Origin of the sequence: Pseudomonas sp. N040, assembly GCF_015637705.1 — a bacterium.
Classification (GTDB): Bacteria; Pseudomonadota; Gammaproteobacteria; order Pseudomonadales; family Pseudomonadaceae; genus Aquipseudomonas.
Genome location: NZ_JADOBE010000001.1, coordinates 560,924 through 580,661 on the forward strand (window position 1 = coordinate 560,924; position 19,738 = coordinate 580,661).

Sequence of the window (19,738 nt, forward strand, 5' to 3'; positions counted from 1 at the left end):
GCGCGGCTCCCGGCAGCCCGTTCAGCTGCCGGAGCTGTCCTCGGCATGCTCCAGCGTGCGCCACAGCTGGCGCACCCCGGCCTTGCGCTGCAGGGCGCTGCGGTACAGGCGGATTTCCAGCGGCACCTGCCAGTGCTCGCCGCCGCAGATGGCCAGCTCGCCGCGTGCCAGTTCGGCGGTCACCGACAGGCGCGGCACCCAGGCCACGCCGAGGCCTTGCAGGGCCATGCTCTTCAGGCTGTCGGCCATCGCCGTCTCGTATACCGTGGTGGCACGCAGGGCGCGCTGGCGCAGTAGCAGGTTCACCGAGCGGCCGAGAAAGGCGCCGGCGCTGTAGGCCAGCAGCGGTACGTTGAGCCCGGCATCCAGATCGAACAGCGGCTGACCGGCCGAGTCGACGGCACACACCGGCAGCATTGCCGTGCTGCCCAGGTGCAGCGAAGGGAAGATCTCCGGCGGCAGTTGCAGCGCGGCATCCGGGTCGTAGTAGGCGAGGATCAGGTCGCAGCTGCCCTCGCGCAGGGCATGCACCGCCTCGCCGACGTTGCTCGCCACCAGCCGGGTGTTCAGCGGCAGGCCCTGTGCGCGCAGTTGCGCGATCCAGGCCGGGAAGAAGCCCAGGCTCAGCGAGTGGGCGGCGGCAATCTGCAGCACTTCACCCTGCTGGCCTTCGATGTTGTGCAGGTGGCGCACCACTTCGCCGAGTTGCTCGGTCAGGCTGCGTGCGGTGATCAGGAACAGCTGGCCGGCTTCGGTCAGCTCCACCGGCGTGCGCGCGCGGTTGACCAGGGTCAGCCCGAGCATGGCTTCCAGGCTGCGGATGCGCCGGCTGAAGGCGGGCTGGGTGACGAAGCGCTTCTCGGCGGCCTGGGAAAAACTGCGGGTGGCGGCCAGCGCGATAAAGTCTTCCAGCCACTTGGTTTCCAGGTTCATCGATTCTCCGTGGCCCGGAGGCGTAGGGTGGAAAACGGCCGCAGGCCTTTTCCGCCGTGGCCTGTGGCGTGGACATTGGCCGCGCGGGTTGCACCCACCCTGCGGGAAAGCTGTGCAAAATTATATACGCGCGACATCCGTGCCGAGTCACGGCGACATTATGCCGATACGGCATACCATAGCCTCGAACAGCATTGGCCGGCAAATGTTTGAAGGCCTTATTCTATTGGACATCGCGGCGCCTGCCGTATTTCCGAAGAGCTTGACCGTCATGTCCGTTGCCGCATCAACCCGTATCGAAAAAGACCTGCTCGGCAGCCTGGAAGTCCCTTGTGAGGCCTATTACGGGATCCAGACCCTGCGTGCTGTGCAGAATTTCAGACTCTCCGGGGTGCCGCTGTCGCATTACCCGAAGCTGGTGATCGCCCTGGCCATGGTCAAGCAGGCCGCCGCCGACGCCAACCGCGAGCTGGGCCACCTGTCCGCCGCCAAGCACACGGCAATCAGCACCGCCTGTGCGCGGATCATTCAGGGCGAGTTCCACGAGCAGTTCGTGGTCGACATGATCCAGGGCGGTGCCGGCACCTCGACCAACATGAACGCCAATGAAGTCATCGCCAATATTGCGCTGGAAGCCATGGGCTTTGAGAAGGGCGAGTACCAGTACCTGCACCCGAACAACGACGTGAACATGGCGCAGTCGACCAACGATGCCTACCCGACCGCCATCCGCGTCGGCCTGCTGCTCGGTCACGACTTCCTGCTCGGCAGCCTCGACCGGCTGATCCAGGCGCTCTCGGCCAAGGGCCTGGAGTTCGCCCACGTGCTGAAGATGGGCCGCACCCAGCTGCAGGACGCCGTGCCGATGACCCTCGGCCAGGAATTCCGCGCCTTCGCCACCACCCTCGGCGAGGACCTGCAGCACCTCAAGCGCCTGGCGCCGCTGCTGCTGACCGAAGTCAACCTGGGCGGAACCGCGATCGGCACCGGCATCAATGCCGATCCGCGCTACCAGCAGTTGGCGGTCGAGCGCCTGGCGATCATCAGCAACCATCCGGTGGTGCCGGCGGCCGACCTGATCGAGGCGACCTCGGACATGGGCGCCTTCGTGCTGTTCTCCGGCATGCTCAAGCGCACTGCGGTCAAGCTGTCGAAGATCTGTAATGACCTGCGCCTGCTCTCCAGCGGCCCGCGCACCGGCATCAACGAGATCAACCTGCCGGCGCGCCAACCGGGCAGCTCGATCATGCCCGGCAAGGTCAATCCGGTAATCCCGGAAGCGGTCAATCAGGTCGCCTTCGAGGTGATCGGCAACGACCTGGCACTGACCCTCGCCGCCGAGGCCGGCCAGCTGCAGCTCAACGTGATGGAGCCGCTGATCGCCTACAAGATCCTCGACTCGATCCGCCTGCTGACCCGCGCCATGGACATGCTGCGCGAGCACTGCATCGACGGCATCACGGCCAACGAGGCGCACTGCCGGCAGCTGGTCGAGCAGTCGATCGGCCTGGTCACCGCGCTGAATCCCTACATCGGCTACGAGAACGCCACGCGCATCGCCAAGCTGGCGCTGGACAGCGGCCGCGGCGTGCTGGAACTGGTGCGCGAGGAGCAGCTGCTGGATGACGCCAGCCTGGCCGACATCCTGCGCCCGGAACACATGATTGCGCCGCGCCTGGTGCCGCTCAAGGCCTGAGTCGGCGCTACTACGAACCTGCTTGTCGGGGGCCAGCCCCGACCTTTACGGGCTGCATGAAAGTGCAGCCCGTTTTTTTTGGCTATGTCCCCGTTAGTTGTTGAATGCTTGAACCGCGTAGGGTGGATAACCGCGTAGCGTTATCCACCATGGACGCCCCGGTGGAAAAGCCGCAAGCGGCGTTTTCCACCCTACGCAAGGACCGTCGCTGTTTCACTCGATCTCGAACAGCCCGTCGCGGATATGCGCCGCTGCCAGGCGCTGGCGCACGTCGTCGTCGATGCGCGGGTCGTCCGGGCGGTAGAGCATCACCTGGCGATAGGCACTGACCCGATTGATCTCGGTGCCGAGGTATTCCCAGACCACCCGGGTGCACGCCGGGGTGCGCAGGTCGCCGCTGGAGACGCCAGTCTTCAGGCCGTTGAGGCGGATGATGCGGCTCTTGAAGCTGGGGATGAGGATGGTCTGGCTCATCTCGTTGCCGGTCAGCGACTCGTAGTCGATGAGGAACAGCCGCTCCTGCAGGTTGAAGGCGGTGCCCAGGTAGCGGCAGCGCACCCAGTCCTCGGCCTTGCCGCTGCCGCCGCGGGCGGGTTCCTGGCGCTCCTGGCGCTCGAACAGGTAGCTGCCGCGTTCCTCGCGCAGGTGCACCAGCGACAGCAGGATGTGCCCGGGCACCGACATGCAGTTGGCGTACTCGAAGTAGTAGCCGCAGTAGCGCGCCAGCGAGCTGGAGTAGGCGCGTAGCGGCTCGAGCAGTTCGAGCAGCGGATCACTGGCCGGTTGCGCCGGGTGCTGCCGGCGGGCGCCGACCAGCTCGGCGAACTGCTCGCTGGGCAGGACCAGCTCGTAGTCCTCGACGCCGAAGAAATCACCGATGCGCTTGAGGTTGTGGCGGGTCGGCCGGCTCTGTCCGGACAGGTAGCGGTTGAACTGGGCGCGGTTGATCGCCAGCCGCCGGCAGACCTCGGCGATCGACTTATAGTGATTGCACAGCAGCTGGAGGTTGCTACCGAGGGCGTCGGACATGCGGCTCTGCCAAGTGATGCGGGTGACGCGAATATAGCATCAACTCGCATCAGCTAGGTGCAACCCGCGAAATTGTCCGGGCCGCCATCCCCGCCGAGGATTGGCGCACAGCCGCAGCTGGCTCTGCGTGTGCCGCTCCCGGCGAACGGCAGTCCTGACAACAACAATGAGGGATGTCCCCATGCTAGATCTTCTCAACGACCTGCTCTGGAGCAAGGTTCTGATCGTCGCCCTGGTCGGTCTCGGCCTGTATTTCTCGATTCGCTCGCGCTTCGTGCAGTTCCGCTATTTCGGCGACATGTTCCGCATCTTCGGTGAAGCCTTCAAGCACCAGCCGGGGCATCTCAGCTCGTTCCAGGCGCTGATGCTCTCGGTGGCCGGACGGGTCGGCGCCGGCAACATTGCCGGGGTGGCGGTGGCGATCATGCTCGGTGGCCCGGGCGCGGTGTTCTGGATGTGGCTGGTGGCGCTGCTCGGCATGGCCACCAGCTACTTCGAGTGCTCGCTGGCGCAGCTGTACAAGCGTGCCGAGCCGGATGGCACCTATCGTGGCGGCCCGGCCTTCTACATCCTGCATGGCCTCGGCCAGCGCTGGCTGGCGGTGATCTTCTCGATCCTGCTGCTGGTGACCTTCGGCTTCGGCTTCAACGCCGTGCAGTCCTACACCGTGGCTACCTCGCTGCACGACACCTTCGGCCTGCCCACCCATGTCAGCGGCATCGCCCTGGTGCTGGTGATCGGCCTGATCATCTTCGGCGGTATCAAGCGCATCGCCAGCATGGCCGACGTGCTGGTGCCGGTCATGGCCTTCTCCTACATCGGCATGGCGCTGGTGGTGCTGGGCATGAATATCGGCGAGGTGCCGGCCACTTTGGCGCTGATCGTCAAGAGCGCCTTCGGCCTGGAGCCGGCGTTCGCCGGCGGCATCGGCGCGGCCATCCTGATGGGCGTCAAGCGCGGCCTGTTCTCCAACGAGGCCGGGCTGGGCAGTGCGCCGAACGTCGCCGCCGTGGCCGAGGTCAACCACCCCGCGGCGCAGGGCATCGTGCAGTCGCTCAGCGTGTTCATCGACACCATCCTGGTGTGCACCAGCACCGCGCTGATCATCCTGCTCTCGGGCGTCTACCTGCCGGGCAGCGAGATGGCCGGCGTGGTCCTGACGCAGACCGCGCTGGCCGCCGAAGTGGGCGAGTGGGGGCGGATCTTCGTCACCCTGGCGCTGACCCTCTTCGTCTTCACCACCCTGGTGTACAACTACTACCTGGGCGAGAACGCGCTGAGCTTCTTCAGCGAGAAGCGCTGGCTGGTGCAACTCTACCGCGTGCTGGTGGTCTGCCTGCTGCTGTGGGGTTCGATGCAGGACCTGTCCACCGTGTTCGGCTTCGCCGATGTGACCATGGGCCTGCTGGCGCTGGTCAACCTGGCCGCGCTGTTCCTGCTGTTCAACACCGGCCTGCGCTTGATGCGCGATTACGACGGGCAGATCAAGGCCGGCGTGCGCTCGCCGGTATTCGATCCGCAGGCCTATGCCGACCTCGACCTGGATCCGCTCGCCTGGCCGCGCCAGGGTCAGGGCCGGGACGAGGCGGTGGTCGCCCGCGACCTGAGCCTGCAGCAGCGCTGAGGCAGGCAAGCTGAAGGAGTGGGGGCTACGGCCCCCTTTTCCCTGCCACTGACCCGGCCCGGCCAGTACACTGCAAGCGAAACCGACAGTCGCCAGGTTGATCCCATGAATCCTTCACAGAAGCTGCTGGTGCTCTATACCGGCGGCACCATCGGCATGCAGATGAGCGCGAGCGGGCTGGCCCCGGCCTCCGGCTTCGAGGCGCGGCTGCGCGCCGAGCAGGCCGCCCACCCGGAACGCCCGGCGCCGCCCTGGCAGTTCGCCGAGCTGCTGCCGCTGCTCGACAGCGCCAACATGACCCCGGCCAACTGGCTGGCGATGCGCGATGCGATCGTCGCGGCGGTCGATGCGCAGGGCTGCGATGCGGTGCTGCTGCTGCACGGCACCGATACCCTGGCCTACAGCGCGGCGGCGCTGAGCTTCCTGTTGCTGGGGCTGGAGATTCCGGTGCTGCTGACCGGCTCGATGCTGCCGGCCGGGGTGGCCGGCAGCGATGCCTGGCCCAACCTGTTCGGTGCCCTGGCCCTGCTCGCCCGCGGCGTGGCCCCGGGTGTGCAGCTGTATTTCAACGGGCGCCTGCTGCATGGCGCGCGCGCCAGCAAGTGGCACAGCGAGGCCTTCGACGCCTTCCATGAGCACCAGCGCCCGCGGCATGGCCAGCGCCTGGGCGAGCTGCCCGCCGCGCTGCATTACCGCCAGCCACGGCGGCCGGTGGCGGTGGCGGTGCAGCCGCTGTTTCCCGGCCTGCACGCGGCGCAGTTGCGCGCGCTGCTCGACAGCGGGGTCGCGGCCCTGCTGCTGGAGTGCTACGGCAGCGGTACCGGGCCGGCGGATGACCCGCAGATCCTCGCCGTGCTGGGCGAGGCCCACGCCCGCGGCGTGGTGCTGGCGGCGATCAGCCAGTGTCCGCAGGGGCATGTGCAGTTCGATGTGTACGCCGCCGGCAGCGGCCTGGCCGCCTGCGGCCTGGTCAGTGGTGCCGGCATGGGCCGCGAGGCGGCGCTGGGCAAGCTGTTCAGCCTGCTCGGCGCGGGCCTCGGCCAGGCCGAGGTGGAACGCCTGTTCGGCCTCGACCTGTGTGGCGAGCTGGCTGAATGGCAGTTGGAACGCTAGCGGCCTGCCTGGCGCTTAACGCGTGGCGCAATCCGGCCTAGGATAGGCCGATCACCCAAGGAGTTCGCCCATGTATACGCCTGCCGCCTTTCGCCAGGACGACCTGGCCCAGCTGCACGCGCAGATCCGCCAGACCCCGCTGGCGGTGCTGGTCAGCCATGCCGCGGGCGGCCTGCACGCCAGTCACCTGCCGCTGTTGCTGGTCGCGGAGGAGGGTAGCCAGGGCACCCTCTACGGCCATTTCGCCCGCGCCAATCAGCAGTGGCAGGCCTTCGCCGAGCAGCCCGAAGCGTTGGCGATCTTCAGCGGCGCCGAGGCCTATGTCAGCCCGGGCTGGTATCCGTCCAAGGCCGAACAGGGCAAGGCGGTGCCGACCTGGAACTACATCAGCGTGCACGCCCGCGGCCGCCTGGAACTGTTCGACGAGCCGGCGCGCCTGCGCCAGTTGCTGGTGCGCCTGACCGCCACGCACGAGAGCGGGCAGGCGCAACCCTGGCACATCGACGATGCGCCGCCGGACTATATCGACGCCATGCTGCGCGCCATCGTCGGCTTTGCCCTGCCGATCGAGCAGCTGCAGGGCCAGTGGAAACTCAGCCAGAACCGCAGTGCGACCGACCGCGCCGGCGTGCAGCAGGCGCTCGCGGCCAGCCCGCGGGCCAGTGACCGGGAGCTGGCGCAGCAGATGCAAGCCGCCGCCCCGGCGACGCGCCAGCCATAGGAAACCGCCATGCCCAACCTGCAGATCCGCCCGGTCAGCGCCGCCGACCACGCCGCCTGGCTGCCGCTGTGGCAGGCCTACCAGCGCTTCTATAACGCCGTGATTGCCGAGCAGACCAGTGCCATCACCTGGCAACGCTTTCTCGACCCGGCCGAGCCGATGCACGCCGCGCTGGCCTGGCAGGACGGCGTGGCGGTCGGGCTGGTGCACTGGATCTTCCATCGCTCTTGCTGGACGGTCAGTGATTACTGCTACCTGCAGGACCTGTACGTGGCCGAGAGCGGGCGCGGCGCTGGCGTCGGCCGGGCACTGATCGAGCAGGTCTACGCCGCCGCCCGGGCCGCCGGCGCCAACCGCGTGCACTGGCTGACCCAGGAGGACAACGCCCGGGCGCGCCAGCTGTACGAGCGCATCGCCAGCCGCTCGGGGTTTATCCAGTATCGCCAGCTGTTCACGTCGCCCGGTTGAGCCGACGCAGTGCTTGCCGCCCGGCGGCGGCAACGGGCGGATTTTGGCTTGCATGGCTGCCGCCAAGCTCTTAACGTTGACCTCCCGGTCATCAGGCGGGCTCGCTGCCTGCCGGTTGTGGAAATCGTCAATGCCCGAGACATTGTCCGCCTGTCGCCTGCGCCGGCCGCGTTGGCTGTTGCCCCTGCTGTGCTGGTCAGTCCTGCTGCTCGCCGGTCGGCCGGCGGTGGCCGAGTCACTGCTGGCGATCGGCGATGAATGGTGTCCGTACAACTGCGCCAGCGACAACCCGCGGCCCGGCTATCTGGTCGAGTTGCTCAGGGATATCTACGCCGAACAGGGCCTGCAGGTCGAATACCGGGTGGTGCCCTGGTCTCGGGCGCTGAAGATGATGGCGGACGGCAAGGCCGACCTGCTGCTGGCCACCACCCCTGAGACCACCCCCGGGCTGCCGCTGAGCGTCGCCGTTGGCGAGGATCGCACCTGCTTTTATGTTCCGCGCGGCAGTGCCTGGCGCTACAGCGGCCTGGCCGAGCTGCAGCAGCGCCGCTTTGGCGTGATCCAGGATTACAGCTACGACGGTGGCGGTGCCCTGGATGGGCTGATTGCGGCCAGTACGTCGGCCGCCGGGCCGGCCATGGCATCCAGTGGCGAGAATGCGCTGCAGAACAACTTCAACAAGCTGCTGGCCGGGCGGGTCGACCTGGTCCTGGAGAACTGCGCGGTTGGCAGCTACAGCTTGCGTCGCTATGGCCTGCGCGAGCGCATCCAGTCGGCCGGCAGCCTGCCGGGCTACCGCGGGGTGCTGAACATCGGCTTCAACCCGGCCGCCCCGGATGCGCACTTGCGCCTTGAGCAGCTGCGCGCCGGGCTGGAGCAACGCCGGCGCAGCGGGGCCTTGCAGCAGCTGCTGGAGGCCTATGGCCTGGTCGACTGGGTGCCGGCCGCGCAGCCCTATTGATAGGCTCTGTTCCAGTCGGCCCTATTGATAGATTTTGCACCCAACACGTACTACTCAAGGGTCCGATCAATCACGTTGCGGCTACAGGATCAGCCCGCCGCTGGCCTTGTGCTGTTCGCGCAGGCGCTGGTCGAGTTGTTGCAGGTTGGCCTTGCCACCCTCAAGTTCGGCCAGCCGGGCCGGTTCCAGCAACTGGCGGATTTGCGTTTCCAGCTGCCCGCTGAGCAGTTGCAGCTGGCGCTGGCGGCTGCTGCTGCCGGCTTGCAGGGCCTGCCATTCGCTGTCCTGCGGCAGGCCGTAGCCGCTGTCCAGCAGCTGCGCCGGGCGGCTGAGAAAGCCACTTTCGTCGAGCATGGCCTTGAGGGTCTGGCTGGCCTTGCTCCAGGCCGGGTTGTCGACGGCGCCGGCCTGGTCCAGGTAGGTGCGCTTGAGTTCGTCCTGGGCCAGCAGCATCTGCCGGCGCAGCGCGGCCTGTTCGAGCAGCAGCAGCGCGGCATTGCTGCGCAGGTCGGCCGCGGCGAACCATTGCCGGCGCTCGCTGGCCGAGAGCTCCAGCCACTCTTCGACGCTGCTTTGCGGGATCGGCAGGCGCTCGTGCAACACCATGAACATTGCCTGGTAGCGCTCGCGGAAGGAGTCGAAGCGGTAACCCAGGCGCAGGGCTTGCTTGCGGTCGTCGAGCACCCCGAGATCGGCCACCCCGCGCGCGGCCAGCAGCTCCTGCAGGCCGTTGGGCAGGATGCTGTCGAGGCTTTGCAGCTGCGGGTGACGGGTGCCGGTGCGCAGCAGCTTGAGGGTTTCCACCGCGCAGTTGTTGCTGAAGAAGTAATAACCGCCGTCATAGCTCCAGTGCAGCTGGGCAGCCTGCTCGAGCAGTTGCCCGATCTGCGCGCGGCTCAGGCGCAGCGGAATCGAGTTGAGGCTGCGCAGCTCGACCTTGGTGTATTCCTCGATGACCTGCTCCAGCGGCAGCACGAACAGCCGCGATGGATAGTTGCCGCTCAGGCCGTCCCAGCTGGACAGCTGCACATCGCCGACAAAGGCACGGTAGGACAGCACCAGGTGGCGGTCGAGATCCAGCCGGCACTGCGGTCCGCGCGGCCGGCCGGGCGCGCAGATCACCAGGCGCAGCATGCCGTGGCCCCAGCGGCTCATCCATTGCTGGTTGGCATCGGCAAACAGGTAATCGACTGCATAGACCTGCTGCGGGTCGATGCTGCCGAGCGGCTGGCTGGTGAAATCATGACTGGCATTCATGTAGGCCAGCCCGGGCCGGCACGCCGCCTGGCTGGCCGGCGCCCAGCCGAAGTGCTCGCGGAAGTAGCGCTGCAGGCCCGGGCGGCGACAAGCGTAGCTCGGGTCGAGGAGGAAGTACTCCAGGTTCACCGCGACGAACTCGCGCGGGTTGCTCAGTTCGTAGGTATCCGGGCTGCGATCGGTCTGGTCGTTGCGCGGGTCGCGCGCGCCGCGCTGGCCGGCGCGTTCCTGCCAGCCGGCGAGGTCGAGCAGGCGCGGGTCATCGGAGAGGCTGAAGCGCCGTGCGCCGAGGCTCCGGCAGTGCTCGGCCAGGCCGATCGGGCCACGGCTGGCCAGCTGCTGGCGACAGCGCTGAGCTTTCAGCTGGGCGGCCGGCGCTTGCAGGCGGGCGCGGTCATACAGGTGGGTCAATTCATGCAGCACGGTGGCCAGCAGTTCGCGCTGCTGGCTGCCATGGCTGCGCCGGCTGGGCTGGCTGGCCGAGCCATCGACCAGCGCCGGCAGCAGTTCGGCATTCAGCGCCAGCCGGCTGTGGCGCGGGTCGGCCTGCCCATAGGCCTGCGCCGGCAGGCCGGACTGCCAGCCTACGCTGACCTGCTGGTCCAGGCGTTCGACAAAGCTGGGCGGCAAGGCGGCCATGGCCTGCTCAAGCAGGGCCTGGCTGGCCTGCTGCTCGGCGTCGGTGAGCCCGCTGGTGTCCAGCTCCAGACGCAGATTGCCGAATACGCTGGCACTTCCCAGCAAGCAGGCAAAGGCCAGCCACAGGCGCAGCATCACGGGCAACAGACAGATCGATTTTGTGCAGGTGCCAGCTTGCTGGCGCCTGCATCTAGCCCGCTACCCACCCTTGAATCTGGCCGCATCAATAAGGCTCTGTTGCTCAGTGGGCAAGAATCGCCTGGGCCAGGGCTTCGTCAGTTGCCTCACGGGCTTCGGGCAGTTGTTCGCGCAGGCTGCGCAGGGCGGCTTCCAGTTGCACGGTGCGCACTGCGCCTGCGGTGGCGATGAAGCTGGCGGCGTCGTCGCGGGCGGCCAGCACCAGCTTCATGTCACGAACCGAAGTGGTGGTATCGGAGGTGAAGTCCAGGGTGCGCTCGGTGGCGTGCAGCAGGACATTGCTGGTGGCCACCAGGCTACGGGCCTGGACGCTGCTGCAGGCCAGCAACAGGAGGATCAGGGAGATGATGGGACGCATGGCAAGGCTCCGGCGGTCAGCGACTGTTGATAGGCACAGGGACTCCGGCGAGAGGCCTGCAGCAAGCGGCGCAGCAGTTGCTGCTGCGCCGGGGCGGGCTCAATACGCCAGGATGGCTTCGGCCAGTTGCATGTCGCTGGCCTGCAGTTGCGGCTGCTTGCCACGGATCAGGGTTACCGCGGCCTCCAGATGGACCCCGCGGATCTGCCCCTGGCTGGCGACGAAGCTGGCCGCATCGTCCTTGGCCGCGCGCACGATCTTTTCGTCATCATCGGTCGACGAGGAGGTGGCATCGGAGGTTGAGCCGGTGGCATCGCTGAGCCAGTCGGTGGTGACCACGAAACTGGTAGCCCCGGCCTGGGTGGAAAGTGCCAGCAGGCTGGCGGCGACAAGCAGACGAAGATGCATGGTGGACGTTTCCTTCAGATTGAACAGAAGCCAAGGTTAACCGAGAGGCGGGGCATTGGGCCAATGCCGGCATGCATTTAGGCATGGTTCAGGCCGGCGCTGGCGGCCTATTTGCCTTTCTTGTCGCGGCCCTTGGCCTTTCCCTTGGCTTTTGCCGCGGGCTTGCGCTCAACCTTTTTCAGCGGCGCCCTGCCGCTGGGCGGCTGGAGGCCCGGCTTGCGTGGTGGCGTGCTGACGGCCTGCGGCTGGGCCACGGTCGCCACCGTGCTGCTACTGGCAGCCGGCTTCGCCGGCGCCTTGGCGGCTGGCGTCATGGCTGCGGTTTTGGCCGCCCGTGGTTGGCTGGCGACCTTGGCAGCCGGCGCCGGGACAACTGCCGGCGCCGCGGCGGCAGTGCCGGCGGATTTTCCAACGGGGGCTTTCACGACAGCCGCTGGAGTAGCGGCCTTGACCGCCGGCGCCGTGGTCGTCCGCGGTTTGCTGGCAACCTTGGCGGCCGCTGGCTGGGCGACCGCTTTCGCTACTCGGGCCGCTGCCGGTTTACCGGTGGTTTTCGGCCGCGCTGGCGTGGCCGCTGGCGCCGGGGCGACGGCCTTGCCTGGCGCTGTCCGCGCCGGTTTGCGCGCCGCAGGCCGGGCCGCCTTGGCGGGGGCTGCCGGGTTTGCCGAGTCAGGCTCCGGCAGCCGCTTGCTGGCCAGCAGCAGCTCCTCGAAGCTGTCGCGGTAGCACTGCGCGAACACGGCCGGGTCCGGCATCATCTGCCGGCAGGCCACGGCACAGACCCACAGCGTGCCGTTGTAGCTGAAGCCGGTGATGTTCAGGCCGAGGTTGTCCATCGGGATCGACACCGGCAGGAACAGCACCATCTTGGCCCCGGCCAGGTACAGCGGCACATCCGGGCCGCGCACGTTGGAGATGGTCAGGTTGGCGCGCGGCAGCAGGCCCTGGGTGATCAGCATCTTGCCGGCGGCCGCCGGCAACAGGTTGAGCAGCTTGCCGGGCAGGTCCTTGCCGATGCTGTTGGTCACCTGCTTGGTCTTGTGACTGCCGCGGCGCACGGCCTGCAGGCGCTCGAGCGGGTCGGCGATGTTGGTGCATATCGGCATCGCCGACATGCCGACCTGGTTGCCCACGTCGGCATCCTTCTTTTCGCCGCGGGTCGAGATCGGCACCATCGCATTCAGGCTGGACTCGGGCAACTCGTGCTTGTCGGCGAGGTATTTGCGCAGTGCCCCGCCGGTGACTGCCATGAACACGTCGTTGACCGTGACCCCGGGCAGCTTGCTGCGGATCTGGTGAATCTCGCCCATCGGCAGGCCGAGGGCTTCCACCACGCGATGCGCCGACACTGCATGGTCGAAACGTGTGACCGGCGCCTTGGCCGGCAGCGCGGAAGGCTCATCGTGCGCCTTGGCCGGATGCTCCTCGCCCAGCTGCGCGAGGTATTTGCGACCAAAACTGAGGCCCAGCTTGCCGACGTCCAGCAGCAGCTTCGAGGTATCCACCAGCAGGTTGGCGCCGTTACCCACGGCGCGGGCGTACAGCTCGACGGCCGAGGGTTCGCGGTCGGCAATGATGGTCGAGTTGGTCTGGATGGCGTCATCGTTGCTGGTGAAGCTGTGGATCGCCTTCATCAGTTCGGCGCCCGCCTCACCGTCAATCGCGGCATGGTGCATCTTGATGAAGAAGGCGAAGCTGCCGGGCGGAATGCCGTGAATGTTGTTCAGGCCCTCGATCACGTAGCACTCCCAGGCCGGCATGCTCAGGTCCAGCGGCCGGGCATGAATGCGTGCCACCAGAATGCACAGCTGGCGCCAGTCGCCCGGCTTGGGCAGGGCGATGTGGCGGATGTGGTACTCCAGATCGATATCCGGGTCTTCGATCCAGTACGGCCGGTCGATCCCCAGCGGCGGATTGACCAGGCGGCGGCGGAAAATCTTCGACTTGCCGAGGCGACCGGAGAAAAAGTCCAGCACGCCCTTGAAGCGAACCTTGCCCCCCGGCGCGCTGGACGGGTCATAGATGCCCAGCCCGCCGACATGCATGCGCTGGTGGCCGTTCTCCATGGCGAGAAACAGGTTGTCCATTCCGGAGAGTTGCTTCATGGCGAATCCCAGCCTTTCTGATCTTTTGTGGGCTGAAATATGGGCCTTGCAAGCACTTTTCGCAACCTGCAGCAGCCCGCAAATACACTGATGGAATTGGCTGATTCGCGGTTGGTTCATTGTTTTCCGTAAGGCCACTACTTAGACTGCGCGGGCTGTCAAACGGCCTATCTGGATTAAGCATGTTGAAACGCATCAAGCAAGTGATCTCGGCTGCTCGGCAGGCTTGGACAATGCCCGTGGTCGAACCAAAAGCGCAGCTGGACCAGGTCACCAGAACTGGGCTGAAGGACATTCACATGAGCGGCTGGACCCAGGATACCGGCGAACTGGTTACAGGCTTTCATATTGGCCCGGAAGATACGGTTCTCGACATCGGTTGCAGCGATGGTGGCTACGCCACGTTCAGTGCCAGACAGGGCGCGGCGATCATTCTGGCGGATGTGGATGCAGCAAAGCTGGACGTTGCGCGGACCCGTCTGGAGGCTATTCCGGCGCGCAGTCTGCAGACCTTGGTTACGGATGCCGATCCGATCCCCTTGCCGGATGCTTCGGTCAGCCGGATAGTGGCGATGGAGGTGCTGGAGCATGTCGATTGCCCGGCGCAGTTCATGGCTGAGCTGGTTCGGGTGGCGAGGCCGGGCGCCTTGTTTCTGCTCACTGCGCCGGATGAGGCCATAGAGGGGGTGCAGAAGCACATTGCCCCGCCAAGCTATTTCGAGAAGCCCAACCACATCCGTATCTTCAAGCGTGGCGAGCTGGAGCAGCTTGCACGGGATGCCGGTCTGCAGATCGTTGACCGGTTCAGTTATGGTTTCTACCTTGCGGTCTGGTGGTCACTTTACTGGGCGTGCGAGAACCAGTCATTGTCCCCTCCGTGGCATCCTCTGCTTGAGGACTGGGCCAAGGTCTGGTCAAGGCTGCTTTCGCTTCCTGAAGGGCTGAAGATCAAGGCAGCACTGGATCAGGTCATGCCCAAGAGTCAGGTCGTTATTGCGCGAAAGCCCTGATGCTGCTGTTTTCCAATATCAGTAACCCAATGGTTCCAGTGTGATCATTCTCGTCGGCTCAAAGATCGATCAGTCCAGCATCCGCAGCTCGCTCGGCAAGCCGGAGTACAGCTATTTCTTTCTGATGAAGGACTTTCTGCCGGTGCTGGAGCGCCTTGGTACGGTGCGGGTTGTCGAGAGTCTGGAAGAAATCGCCGCACTGTCCGAGCGCTACCGCGCCGAGGGCGAGCAAGTCGTGTTCCTCAGCTTCACGCCGCCGCAGCAGGCGCCGCTAGCAGTCGGCTGCCCGACCATAGTGGTGTTCGCCTGGGAGTTCGATCGCCTGCCCGATCTGCCTTGGGGCGACAACCCGCAGAACGACTGGCGCTATGTGTTTCAACGGGTGGCCGGCACCATCAGTACCAGCCGCGAAGCGGCGGAGCTGGTCAGCGCCTGCATGCCCGCTGCGTTTCCAGTGCTGGCCTGCCCGGCGCCTGTGTGGAACCGGTTTGCCGACCTGGGGGAGGCGCCGACGGGACCGGACCTGGCCTCGCGCTCCTTCAGTTTCCAGGGAATTCTGATCGACAGCGCACTGCTGGGGCTGTCCGCCGACGGACTGGTGCGCAAGCCCGAGCCCGAGGTGGAACCAGAGCCGGTGGTGGTCCTGGAGCCAGAACCTGAGCCCGCAGTGCAAGAGTTACCACCCAGCCGCTGGCGCGAGACCTGGCTTACCAGCGGAGCGCTGCTGCGCGGCTGGTGGCGGGAGGTCTGGCGCGGCGAACTGCCCAGCGTGCAGGCGTTGCCGGTCGTCGAGTTGCCGCCCTCGGCTCCGGCCGAGCAGCCGCCTGCCGTGCTTGGCGAAGCAGCCGAGCCCTTCCCGGTCAGCGTTGCCGGGGTTGTGTATGTCAGCGTTCTGAATCCGGCGGATAACCGCAAGAACTGGGTAGAGATTGTCACCGCGTTCTGCTGGGCCTTCAAGGACAAGGACGACGCCACGCTGGTGCTGAAGATGACGCACCATGACCTGGACTATTACCGGATCGTGCTGATTACCCTCCTGTCGCGTCTGGCGCCGTTCAAGTGCCGGGTGGTCGTGCTGCATGGCTTTCTGCAGGATGAGCAGTACCGCGAGCTGATCCGCGCCAGCACCTTTTATATCAACGCTTCGTCGGGCGAAGGGCTGTGCCTTCCGCTGATGGAGTTTCTCAGCGCCGGCCGGCCGGCGATCGCGCCGCTGCACACGGCGATGGCCGATTATATGAGTGACGAGCTGGGCTTCGTTATCCGCTGCTCGCCGGAGCCGTTTTGCTGGCCCCACGACCCCGCGCGGATCTTCACCACGCACCGCCAGCGGCTCAATTGGGAGTCGCTGATGCGGGCCTTCGAGCAGAGCTACCGGCAGGCGCGGACGACGCCGCAAGACTATCGGCAGATGGCGGCCAATGCCTCGCAGCGGATGCGCGAGTTTGCCTCTGTCGAGGCGCTGCAGGGGCGGCTCGGAGGGTTCATCGAGCAGGTTCTGGCCGCTGCCGGGGCGCCGGGTCCGGCAGCCCGGGATGAAGGGGGGCGGCCATGAAGTTGATCGTTTACTCGCAGATCACCGCCGCCCGCATTGCCACCAGCATGGGGCTGCCGGAGTACAGCTATTACTTCGTGCTGCGCGACTTTCTGCCGGTCCTGCGCGAGCTGGGTGAAGTGCTGGTGATCGAAGACCCGGCGACCGAAGTCGATGCGCTCTGCGACGAGGCGCTGGCGCAGGGACAGCGCTGCTGGTTCCTTTCGTTTTCGCCGCCGCAGAAGACCCAGCTCGGCCTGCGCTGCCCGACTATCCCGGTATTCGCCTGGGAGTTCTACGGCATTCCCAATGAGTTCTGGCTGGATGAACCCTGGCAGGACTGGCGCTATGTGCTGCAGCGCTGCGGTCGGGCGATTACCCATTCGCGGCTGATCGTCGACATGGTGCGTCGCGAGATGGGCGAGGCATTCCCGGTGATTTCCGTACCGTCGCCGGTGTGGGACAAGTTCGAGCGCCTGCGCCGGGAACCGGGGCAACTGCCGCTTCAGCGTGCGATGAAGGTCAACCTGCCTTCGGGAGTGATCGCCGACAGCAATGATCCGCTGGTGCGTCCCTATATCTCCGGCGCGCAGGCGATGAACCATCTGATGCAGGCGATCCGGCAGTACGACCGTACCTTTTCACCGCGGGCGCAGACCGAAGATGCGGCGCCGGATGCGCCGCTTGATCATTTGCCGCGCCAGTCGCTGTACCGCATCACCCGGCGTTATCTGGGCGAGTGGTATCTGCGCGTGTTGCTGCCGCTGCTGGCGCCGCGTTATGCCAAGCGGCCGCTTGCACCGCAGATGCAGCTGGTGGTGGATGATGCCGGGCGCAGGCCTGAGCCGCTGAATCCGGTCGAGCCGAGGAAGGCCGAAGCCTCCGGTCTAAGCGTGAACCTGCCGGACTGGCAGCCGGCCAGGGTCAGCACCGAGCTGTCCGGTGTGGTGTTCACCGCGCTGTTCAATCCGTATGACGGTCGCAAGAACTGGGCCGACATGCTCACCGCCTTTTGTGCCGCCTTCCGCGATACGCCGGATGCCACCCTGGTGTTCAAGCTGGGGCACACAGAGTACCTGTCGGCTATGCACGAGATGCTGATCTGGCTGGCACGCATGCCCGCTTTCCAGTGCCGCATAGTGATCCTGCACGGCTATCTGGACGGTAGCGAATTCGACGAGTTGATCCGCGCCACCGCCTTCACGGTCAATGCCTCGCACGGCGAGGGGCAGTGCCTGCCCTTGATGGAGTTCATGTCCTGCGGCAAACCGGCCATCGCGCCGCGCCACTCGGCCATGCTCGATTATATCGACGAGCAGGTGGCCTTCGTGGTCGACAGCTGGCTGGATGCGACTGCCTGGTCGCATGATCCCCGCCTGGCCTACCGCACCCTGCGCCACCAGATCGACTGGGCTTCGCTGAAGCAGGCGTACCGCGATGCCTATGCCTGCGTTCGCGAAGATCCGCAGCGCTACCAGCGCATGTCTGTAGCGGCCATTGAGCGTATGCGCGGGCATTGCTCGCAGGCCGTGGCTCGCCAGCGTCTGACCGAATTTCTGGATGCTGAAAGCCGGAGTCCGCAATGACGCCCGCAGAGTTGTTCCGTCGCCTGGCGGGTCTGGAGGGTGATCCGCGCACGACCGCGGACATCTGGCGCGATATGAGCAGCGCCCCGGGATTTGTCGACTCGCGCAACTGCGGATTCATGGATGCGGTGCAGAGCGGCTGGTACCAGAACGACAGCGATGAACTTTTTCGTGGGTTCCCGATTTCCGCCGACGACAGTGTGCTGGATGTCGGCTGCGGCGCTGGCGGCGCCACCCTCTTCTGCGCGCGGCGCGGTGCCCATGTGGTGTTCATCGATGCCGTGGCGGAGAAGATCGAGGCGCTGCGCGCCCGGCTCGCCGACACGCCGGCGCGCCGGGCCGAAGGGCATGTCTGCGCCAGTCTGCCCCTGCCGGTGGCCAGCGAGAGCATGACCCGGGTGATCGCCATGGAGGTTCTGGAGCATGTGCCGGACCCCGCGGCTTTCCTGGCGGAGCTGCAGCGTGTCGGCGAGCCGGGAGCCCTATACCTGCTGGTCGTGCCGGACGAGCTGGCCGAGCAGATGCAGCAGGGGCTGGCGCCGGAGTACTACTTTCGCGAGCCCAACCATATCCACGTCTTCGGGCGCGAACAGTTTGTCCGGATGGTGGCTGAGGCCGGGCTGGAAGTGGTGCAGCGCGACTCCTACGGCTTCTTCTGGACCTTCTGGATGCTCCTCTACTGGACTCAGGCTCGTTCGTTGGGTGATGCGCTGGACGGTGAGTCGCACGATGTGGTGCAGCCGCCGTACCCGCCGCTGCTCAACGACTGGGCCAAGCTTTGGTATCAGGTGATCAAGCTACCCGAGGCTGCGCCGATGAAGCAGGCACTGGATCAATTGCTGCCAAAAAGCCAGGTGATTGTGGCGCGTAAACCCCGCGACGGGAAAGCCACGGCATGACCAAGCGTATAGACGACATCGAGATTCTGCGCGGTTTTTCCGTGCTTTTGATCGTGATGCATCACGCGCGATCCAACCTGTTTACTTGGAGCTCGCCTGGGCTGGAGCGATTCGGGGTGTATTTCAGCGGCACTTTCTGTGTCGATCTGTTCTTTGCCATTTCGGGTTACTTGATTGCCCGGGAACTGATTCCGCGCCTTCAGGCCAGCAACGGGCCGGAAGCGGCCTTCCGCATTACCCTGGCATTCTGGATTCGCAGGGCCTGGCGTATTCTGCCATCAGCCTGGCTATGGCTGGGCTTGACCTTGCTGGCGGTGGTGGCATGCAACGAATCTGGCGCTTTTGGCAACTTCCGCACAAATCTGGAGGCTACCATTGCCGGCGTACTGCAAGTGGCGAATCTGCGCTTTGCAGAAACCTTTGGCCGCAGCCCCTACGGAGTCAGCTTCGTTTACTGGACGCTCTCCTTGGAAGAGCAGTTCTATCTGACGTTTCCGCTCATCGTAATGTTGACCAGGCGCTATCTGCCCTATGCGCTGATCGCGCTGGTGCTTGTGCAGCTGTTGTCCGAGCGAACGCTCATGACGGTGGTCTTTCGTACCGATGCAATTGCCCTGGGAATTTTGCTGGCAATCTGGAGTCGGCAGAGTACCTATGAAATGGCCAAGCCCGTATTCCTCTTGAACAAAAAATGGTTGGGGACAGTGGTCATGCTGGGGCTGTTCTTCTGCATGGGCGTAGTCGGTTCGACTGTGCTGCAGGTCATTTCCCACGAGTTCAGCGTCTTCGCATTGCTATCTGCACTGCTAGTGTGGATTGCTTCCTACAACCTGAACCTGTTCATTCCCCTGCAACCCTTCAGGGGCCTGATGCTCTGGATCGGAAGCCGCTCCTACGCCATCTACCTGGTACACATCCCGGCGTTTTTCCTGACCCGGGAGATTTGGTTTCGCCTGCACCCTGAAGGGAAGCACGGCGATGAGTTTTTCTTCGTGTACCTGGCTACGGCGCTTGTGCTGATCGTACCTTTCAGCGAATTGAACTTTCGTTTTATCGAGACTCCACTGCGCCGGCGTGGTGCAGCAATGGCCCAGCGATTTAGCGAGCCGTTAGCCAATCCATAACAAGAAAAGCGCATGCATGAGGGAAAGATTTAATGGGCATCACATCGTTAGCTACGGGTAACCTGCGGTGATTGC

The 19,738-nt window shown here is 65.5% G+C and carries 17 protein-coding genes; 11 read left to right on the top strand and 6 right to left on the bottom strand.

The window, feature by feature from the left end:
• Positions 1-21: 21 nt before the first annotated feature.
• A complete protein-coding gene (locus ISX93_RS02640) occupies positions 22-933 on the bottom strand; it encodes a LysR substrate-binding domain-containing protein (RefSeq protein WP_195777127.1) in 912 nt (303 codons plus the stop codon).
• Between the two features lie 271 nt (positions 934-1,204).
• On the opposite strand from ISX93_RS02640, the gene ISX93_RS02645 reads away from it, so the two are divergent.
• Positions 1,205-2,629 (top strand): aspartate ammonia-lyase, encoded by a 1,425-nt coding sequence (locus tag ISX93_RS02645; protein WP_195777128.1) that lies wholly within the window; start codon positions 1,205-1,207, stop codon positions 2,627-2,629.
• Between the two features lie 213 nt (positions 2,630-2,842).
• Here ISX93_RS02645 and ISX93_RS02650 read toward each other — a convergent pair whose 3' ends face one another.
• Positions 2,843-3,658 (bottom strand): helix-turn-helix domain-containing protein, encoded by an 816-nt coding sequence (locus ISX93_RS02650; RefSeq protein ID WP_195777129.1) that lies wholly within the window; start codon positions 3,656-3,658, stop codon positions 2,843-2,845.
• A 181-nt stretch (positions 3,659-3,839) separates the two neighbouring features.
• On the opposite strand from ISX93_RS02650, the gene ISX93_RS02655 reads away from it, so the two are divergent.
• The 5 genes from ISX93_RS02655 to ISX93_RS02675 all read left to right on the top strand — a co-directional run bounded on the left by ISX93_RS02655 (position 3,840) and on the right by ISX93_RS02675 (position 8,545).
• A complete protein-coding gene (locus tag ISX93_RS02655; protein ID WP_195777130.1) occupies positions 3,840-5,282 on the top strand; it encodes an alanine/glycine:cation symporter family protein in 1,443 nt (480 codons plus the stop codon).
• Between the two features lie 105 nt (positions 5,283-5,387).
• Complete coding sequence (locus tag ISX93_RS02660; protein WP_195777131.1) at positions 5,388-6,395, top strand: asparaginase; 1,008 nt, start codon at positions 5,388-5,390, stop codon at positions 6,393-6,395.
• 70 nt (positions 6,396-6,465) lie between these two features.
• A complete protein-coding gene (locus ISX93_RS02665; RefSeq protein ID WP_195777132.1) occupies positions 6,466-7,116 on the top strand; it encodes an FMN-binding negative transcriptional regulator in 651 nt (216 codons plus the stop codon).
• A 9-nt stretch (positions 7,117-7,125) separates the two neighbouring features.
• The gene (locus ISX93_RS02670; protein ID WP_195777133.1) at positions 7,126-7,584 is read left to right on the top strand and encodes a GNAT family N-acetyltransferase; all 459 of its coding nucleotides are present in this window, start codon (positions 7,126-7,128) and stop codon (positions 7,582-7,584) included.
• A 130-nt stretch (positions 7,585-7,714) separates the two neighbouring features.
• Positions 7,715-8,545 carry a substrate-binding periplasmic protein gene (locus tag ISX93_RS02675; protein ID WP_195777134.1) on the top strand — a complete coding sequence of 277 codons (831 nt, stop codon included), beginning with the start codon at positions 7,715-7,717 and terminating at the stop codon, positions 8,543-8,545.
• Positions 8,546-8,626: 81 nt separating this feature from the next.
• On the opposite strand, the gene ISX93_RS02680 is transcribed toward ISX93_RS02675, so the two are convergent.
• The 4 genes from ISX93_RS02680 to ISX93_RS02695 all read right to left on the bottom strand — a co-directional run bounded on the left by ISX93_RS02680 (position 8,627) and on the right by ISX93_RS02695 (position 13,510).
• The gene (locus ISX93_RS02680; RefSeq protein WP_195777202.1) at positions 8,627-10,576 is read right to left on the bottom strand and encodes a DUF7844 domain-containing protein; all 1,950 of its coding nucleotides are present in this window, start codon (positions 10,574-10,576) and stop codon (positions 8,627-8,629) included.
• A gap of 106 nt (positions 10,577-10,682) precedes the next feature.
• Positions 10,683-10,997 (bottom strand): DUF2388 domain-containing protein, encoded by a 315-nt coding sequence (locus ISX93_RS02685; RefSeq protein WP_195777135.1) that lies wholly within the window; start codon positions 10,995-10,997, stop codon positions 10,683-10,685.
• Between the two features lie 99 nt (positions 10,998-11,096).
• Positions 11,097-11,405, bottom strand: a complete 309-nt coding sequence (locus tag ISX93_RS02690; RefSeq protein ID WP_195777136.1) for a DUF2388 domain-containing protein — start codon at positions 11,403-11,405, stop codon at positions 11,097-11,099.
• 107 nt (positions 11,406-11,512) lie between these two features.
• Positions 11,513-13,510: a WS/DGAT/MGAT family O-acyltransferase gene (locus tag ISX93_RS02695; protein WP_195777137.1), complete on the bottom strand. Its 1,998-nt coding sequence runs from the start codon at positions 13,508-13,510 to the stop codon at positions 11,513-11,515.
• Between the two features lie 182 nt (positions 13,511-13,692).
• Between ISX93_RS02695 and ISX93_RS02700 the strand changes: the two genes are divergently transcribed.
• From ISX93_RS02700 to ISX93_RS02720, 5 genes are read left to right on the top strand one after another with little or no spacing between them, the layout of a single operon-like run.
• Complete coding sequence (locus ISX93_RS02700; protein ID WP_195777138.1) at positions 13,693-14,520, top strand: class I SAM-dependent methyltransferase; 828 nt, start codon at positions 13,693-13,695, stop codon at positions 14,518-14,520.
• 40 nt (positions 14,521-14,560) lie between these two features.
• The gene (locus ISX93_RS02705; protein ID WP_195777139.1) at positions 14,561-16,075 is read left to right on the top strand and encodes a glycosyltransferase; all 1,515 of its coding nucleotides are present in this window, start codon (positions 14,561-14,563) and stop codon (positions 16,073-16,075) included.
• Entirely contained in the window at positions 16,072-17,640 is a 1,569-nt protein-coding gene (locus tag ISX93_RS02710; RefSeq protein WP_195777140.1) for a glycosyltransferase, read from the top strand. Before ISX93_RS02705 ends, ISX93_RS02710 begins: the two co-directional genes overlap by 4 nt.
• The gene (locus ISX93_RS02715) at positions 17,637-18,539 is read left to right on the top strand and encodes a class I SAM-dependent methyltransferase (RefSeq protein WP_229731979.1); all 903 of its coding nucleotides are present in this window, start codon (positions 17,637-17,639) and stop codon (positions 18,537-18,539) included. The genes ISX93_RS02710 and ISX93_RS02715 overlap by 4 nt, the downstream gene beginning before the upstream one ends.
• Positions 18,536-19,663, top strand: a complete 1,128-nt coding sequence (locus tag ISX93_RS02720) for an acyltransferase family protein (RefSeq protein ID WP_195777141.1) — start codon at positions 18,536-18,538, stop codon at positions 19,661-19,663. The genes ISX93_RS02715 and ISX93_RS02720 overlap by 4 nt, the downstream gene beginning before the upstream one ends.
• Positions 19,664-19,738 lie beyond the last annotated feature (75 nt).

Excerpts from the sequence above, each read along its gene's own strand:
- ISX93_RS02640 (WP_195777127.1), bottom strand. The coding sequence starts at position 933 with ATGAACCTGGAAACCAAGTGGCTGGAAGACTTTATCGCGCTGGCCGCC.
- ISX93_RS02645 (WP_195777128.1), top strand. The coding sequence starts at position 1,205 with ATGTCCGTTGCCGCATCAACCCGTATCGAAAAAGACCTGCTCGGCAGC.
- ISX93_RS02650 (WP_195777129.1), bottom strand. The coding sequence starts at position 3,658 with ATGTCCGACGCCCTCGGTAGCAACCTCCAGCTGCTGTGCAATCACTAT.
- ISX93_RS02655 (WP_195777130.1), top strand. The coding sequence starts at position 3,840 with ATGCTAGATCTTCTCAACGACCTGCTCTGGAGCAAGGTTCTGATCGTC.
- ISX93_RS02660 (WP_195777131.1), top strand. The coding sequence starts at position 5,388 with ATGAATCCTTCACAGAAGCTGCTGGTGCTCTATACCGGCGGCACCATC.
- ISX93_RS02665 (WP_195777132.1), top strand. The coding sequence starts at position 6,466 with ATGTATACGCCTGCCGCCTTTCGCCAGGACGACCTGGCCCAGCTGCAC.
- ISX93_RS02670 (WP_195777133.1), top strand. The coding sequence starts at position 7,126 with ATGCCCAACCTGCAGATCCGCCCGGTCAGCGCCGCCGACCACGCCGCC.
- ISX93_RS02675 (WP_195777134.1), top strand. The coding sequence starts at position 7,715 with ATGCCCGAGACATTGTCCGCCTGTCGCCTGCGCCGGCCGCGTTGGCTG.
- ISX93_RS02680 (WP_195777202.1), bottom strand. The coding sequence starts at position 10,576 with ATGCTGCGCCTGTGGCTGGCCTTTGCCTGCTTGCTGGGAAGTGCCAGC.
- ISX93_RS02685 (WP_195777135.1), bottom strand. The coding sequence starts at position 10,997 with ATGCGTCCCATCATCTCCCTGATCCTCCTGTTGCTGGCCTGCAGCAGC.
- ISX93_RS02690 (WP_195777136.1), bottom strand. The coding sequence starts at position 11,405 with ATGCATCTTCGTCTGCTTGTCGCCGCCAGCCTGCTGGCACTTTCCACC.
- ISX93_RS02695 (WP_195777137.1), bottom strand. The coding sequence starts at position 13,510 with ATGAAGCAACTCTCCGGAATGGACAACCTGTTTCTCGCCATGGAGAAC.
- ISX93_RS02700 (WP_195777138.1), top strand. The coding sequence starts at position 13,693 with ATGTTGAAACGCATCAAGCAAGTGATCTCGGCTGCTCGGCAGGCTTGG.
- ISX93_RS02710 (WP_195777140.1), top strand. The coding sequence starts at position 16,072 with ATGAAGTTGATCGTTTACTCGCAGATCACCGCCGCCCGCATTGCCACC.
- ISX93_RS02715 (WP_229731979.1), top strand. The coding sequence starts at position 17,637 with ATGACGCCCGCAGAGTTGTTCCGTCGCCTGGCGGGTCTGGAGGGTGAT.
- ISX93_RS02720 (WP_195777141.1), top strand. The coding sequence starts at position 18,536 with ATGACCAAGCGTATAGACGACATCGAGATTCTGCGCGGTTTTTCCGTG.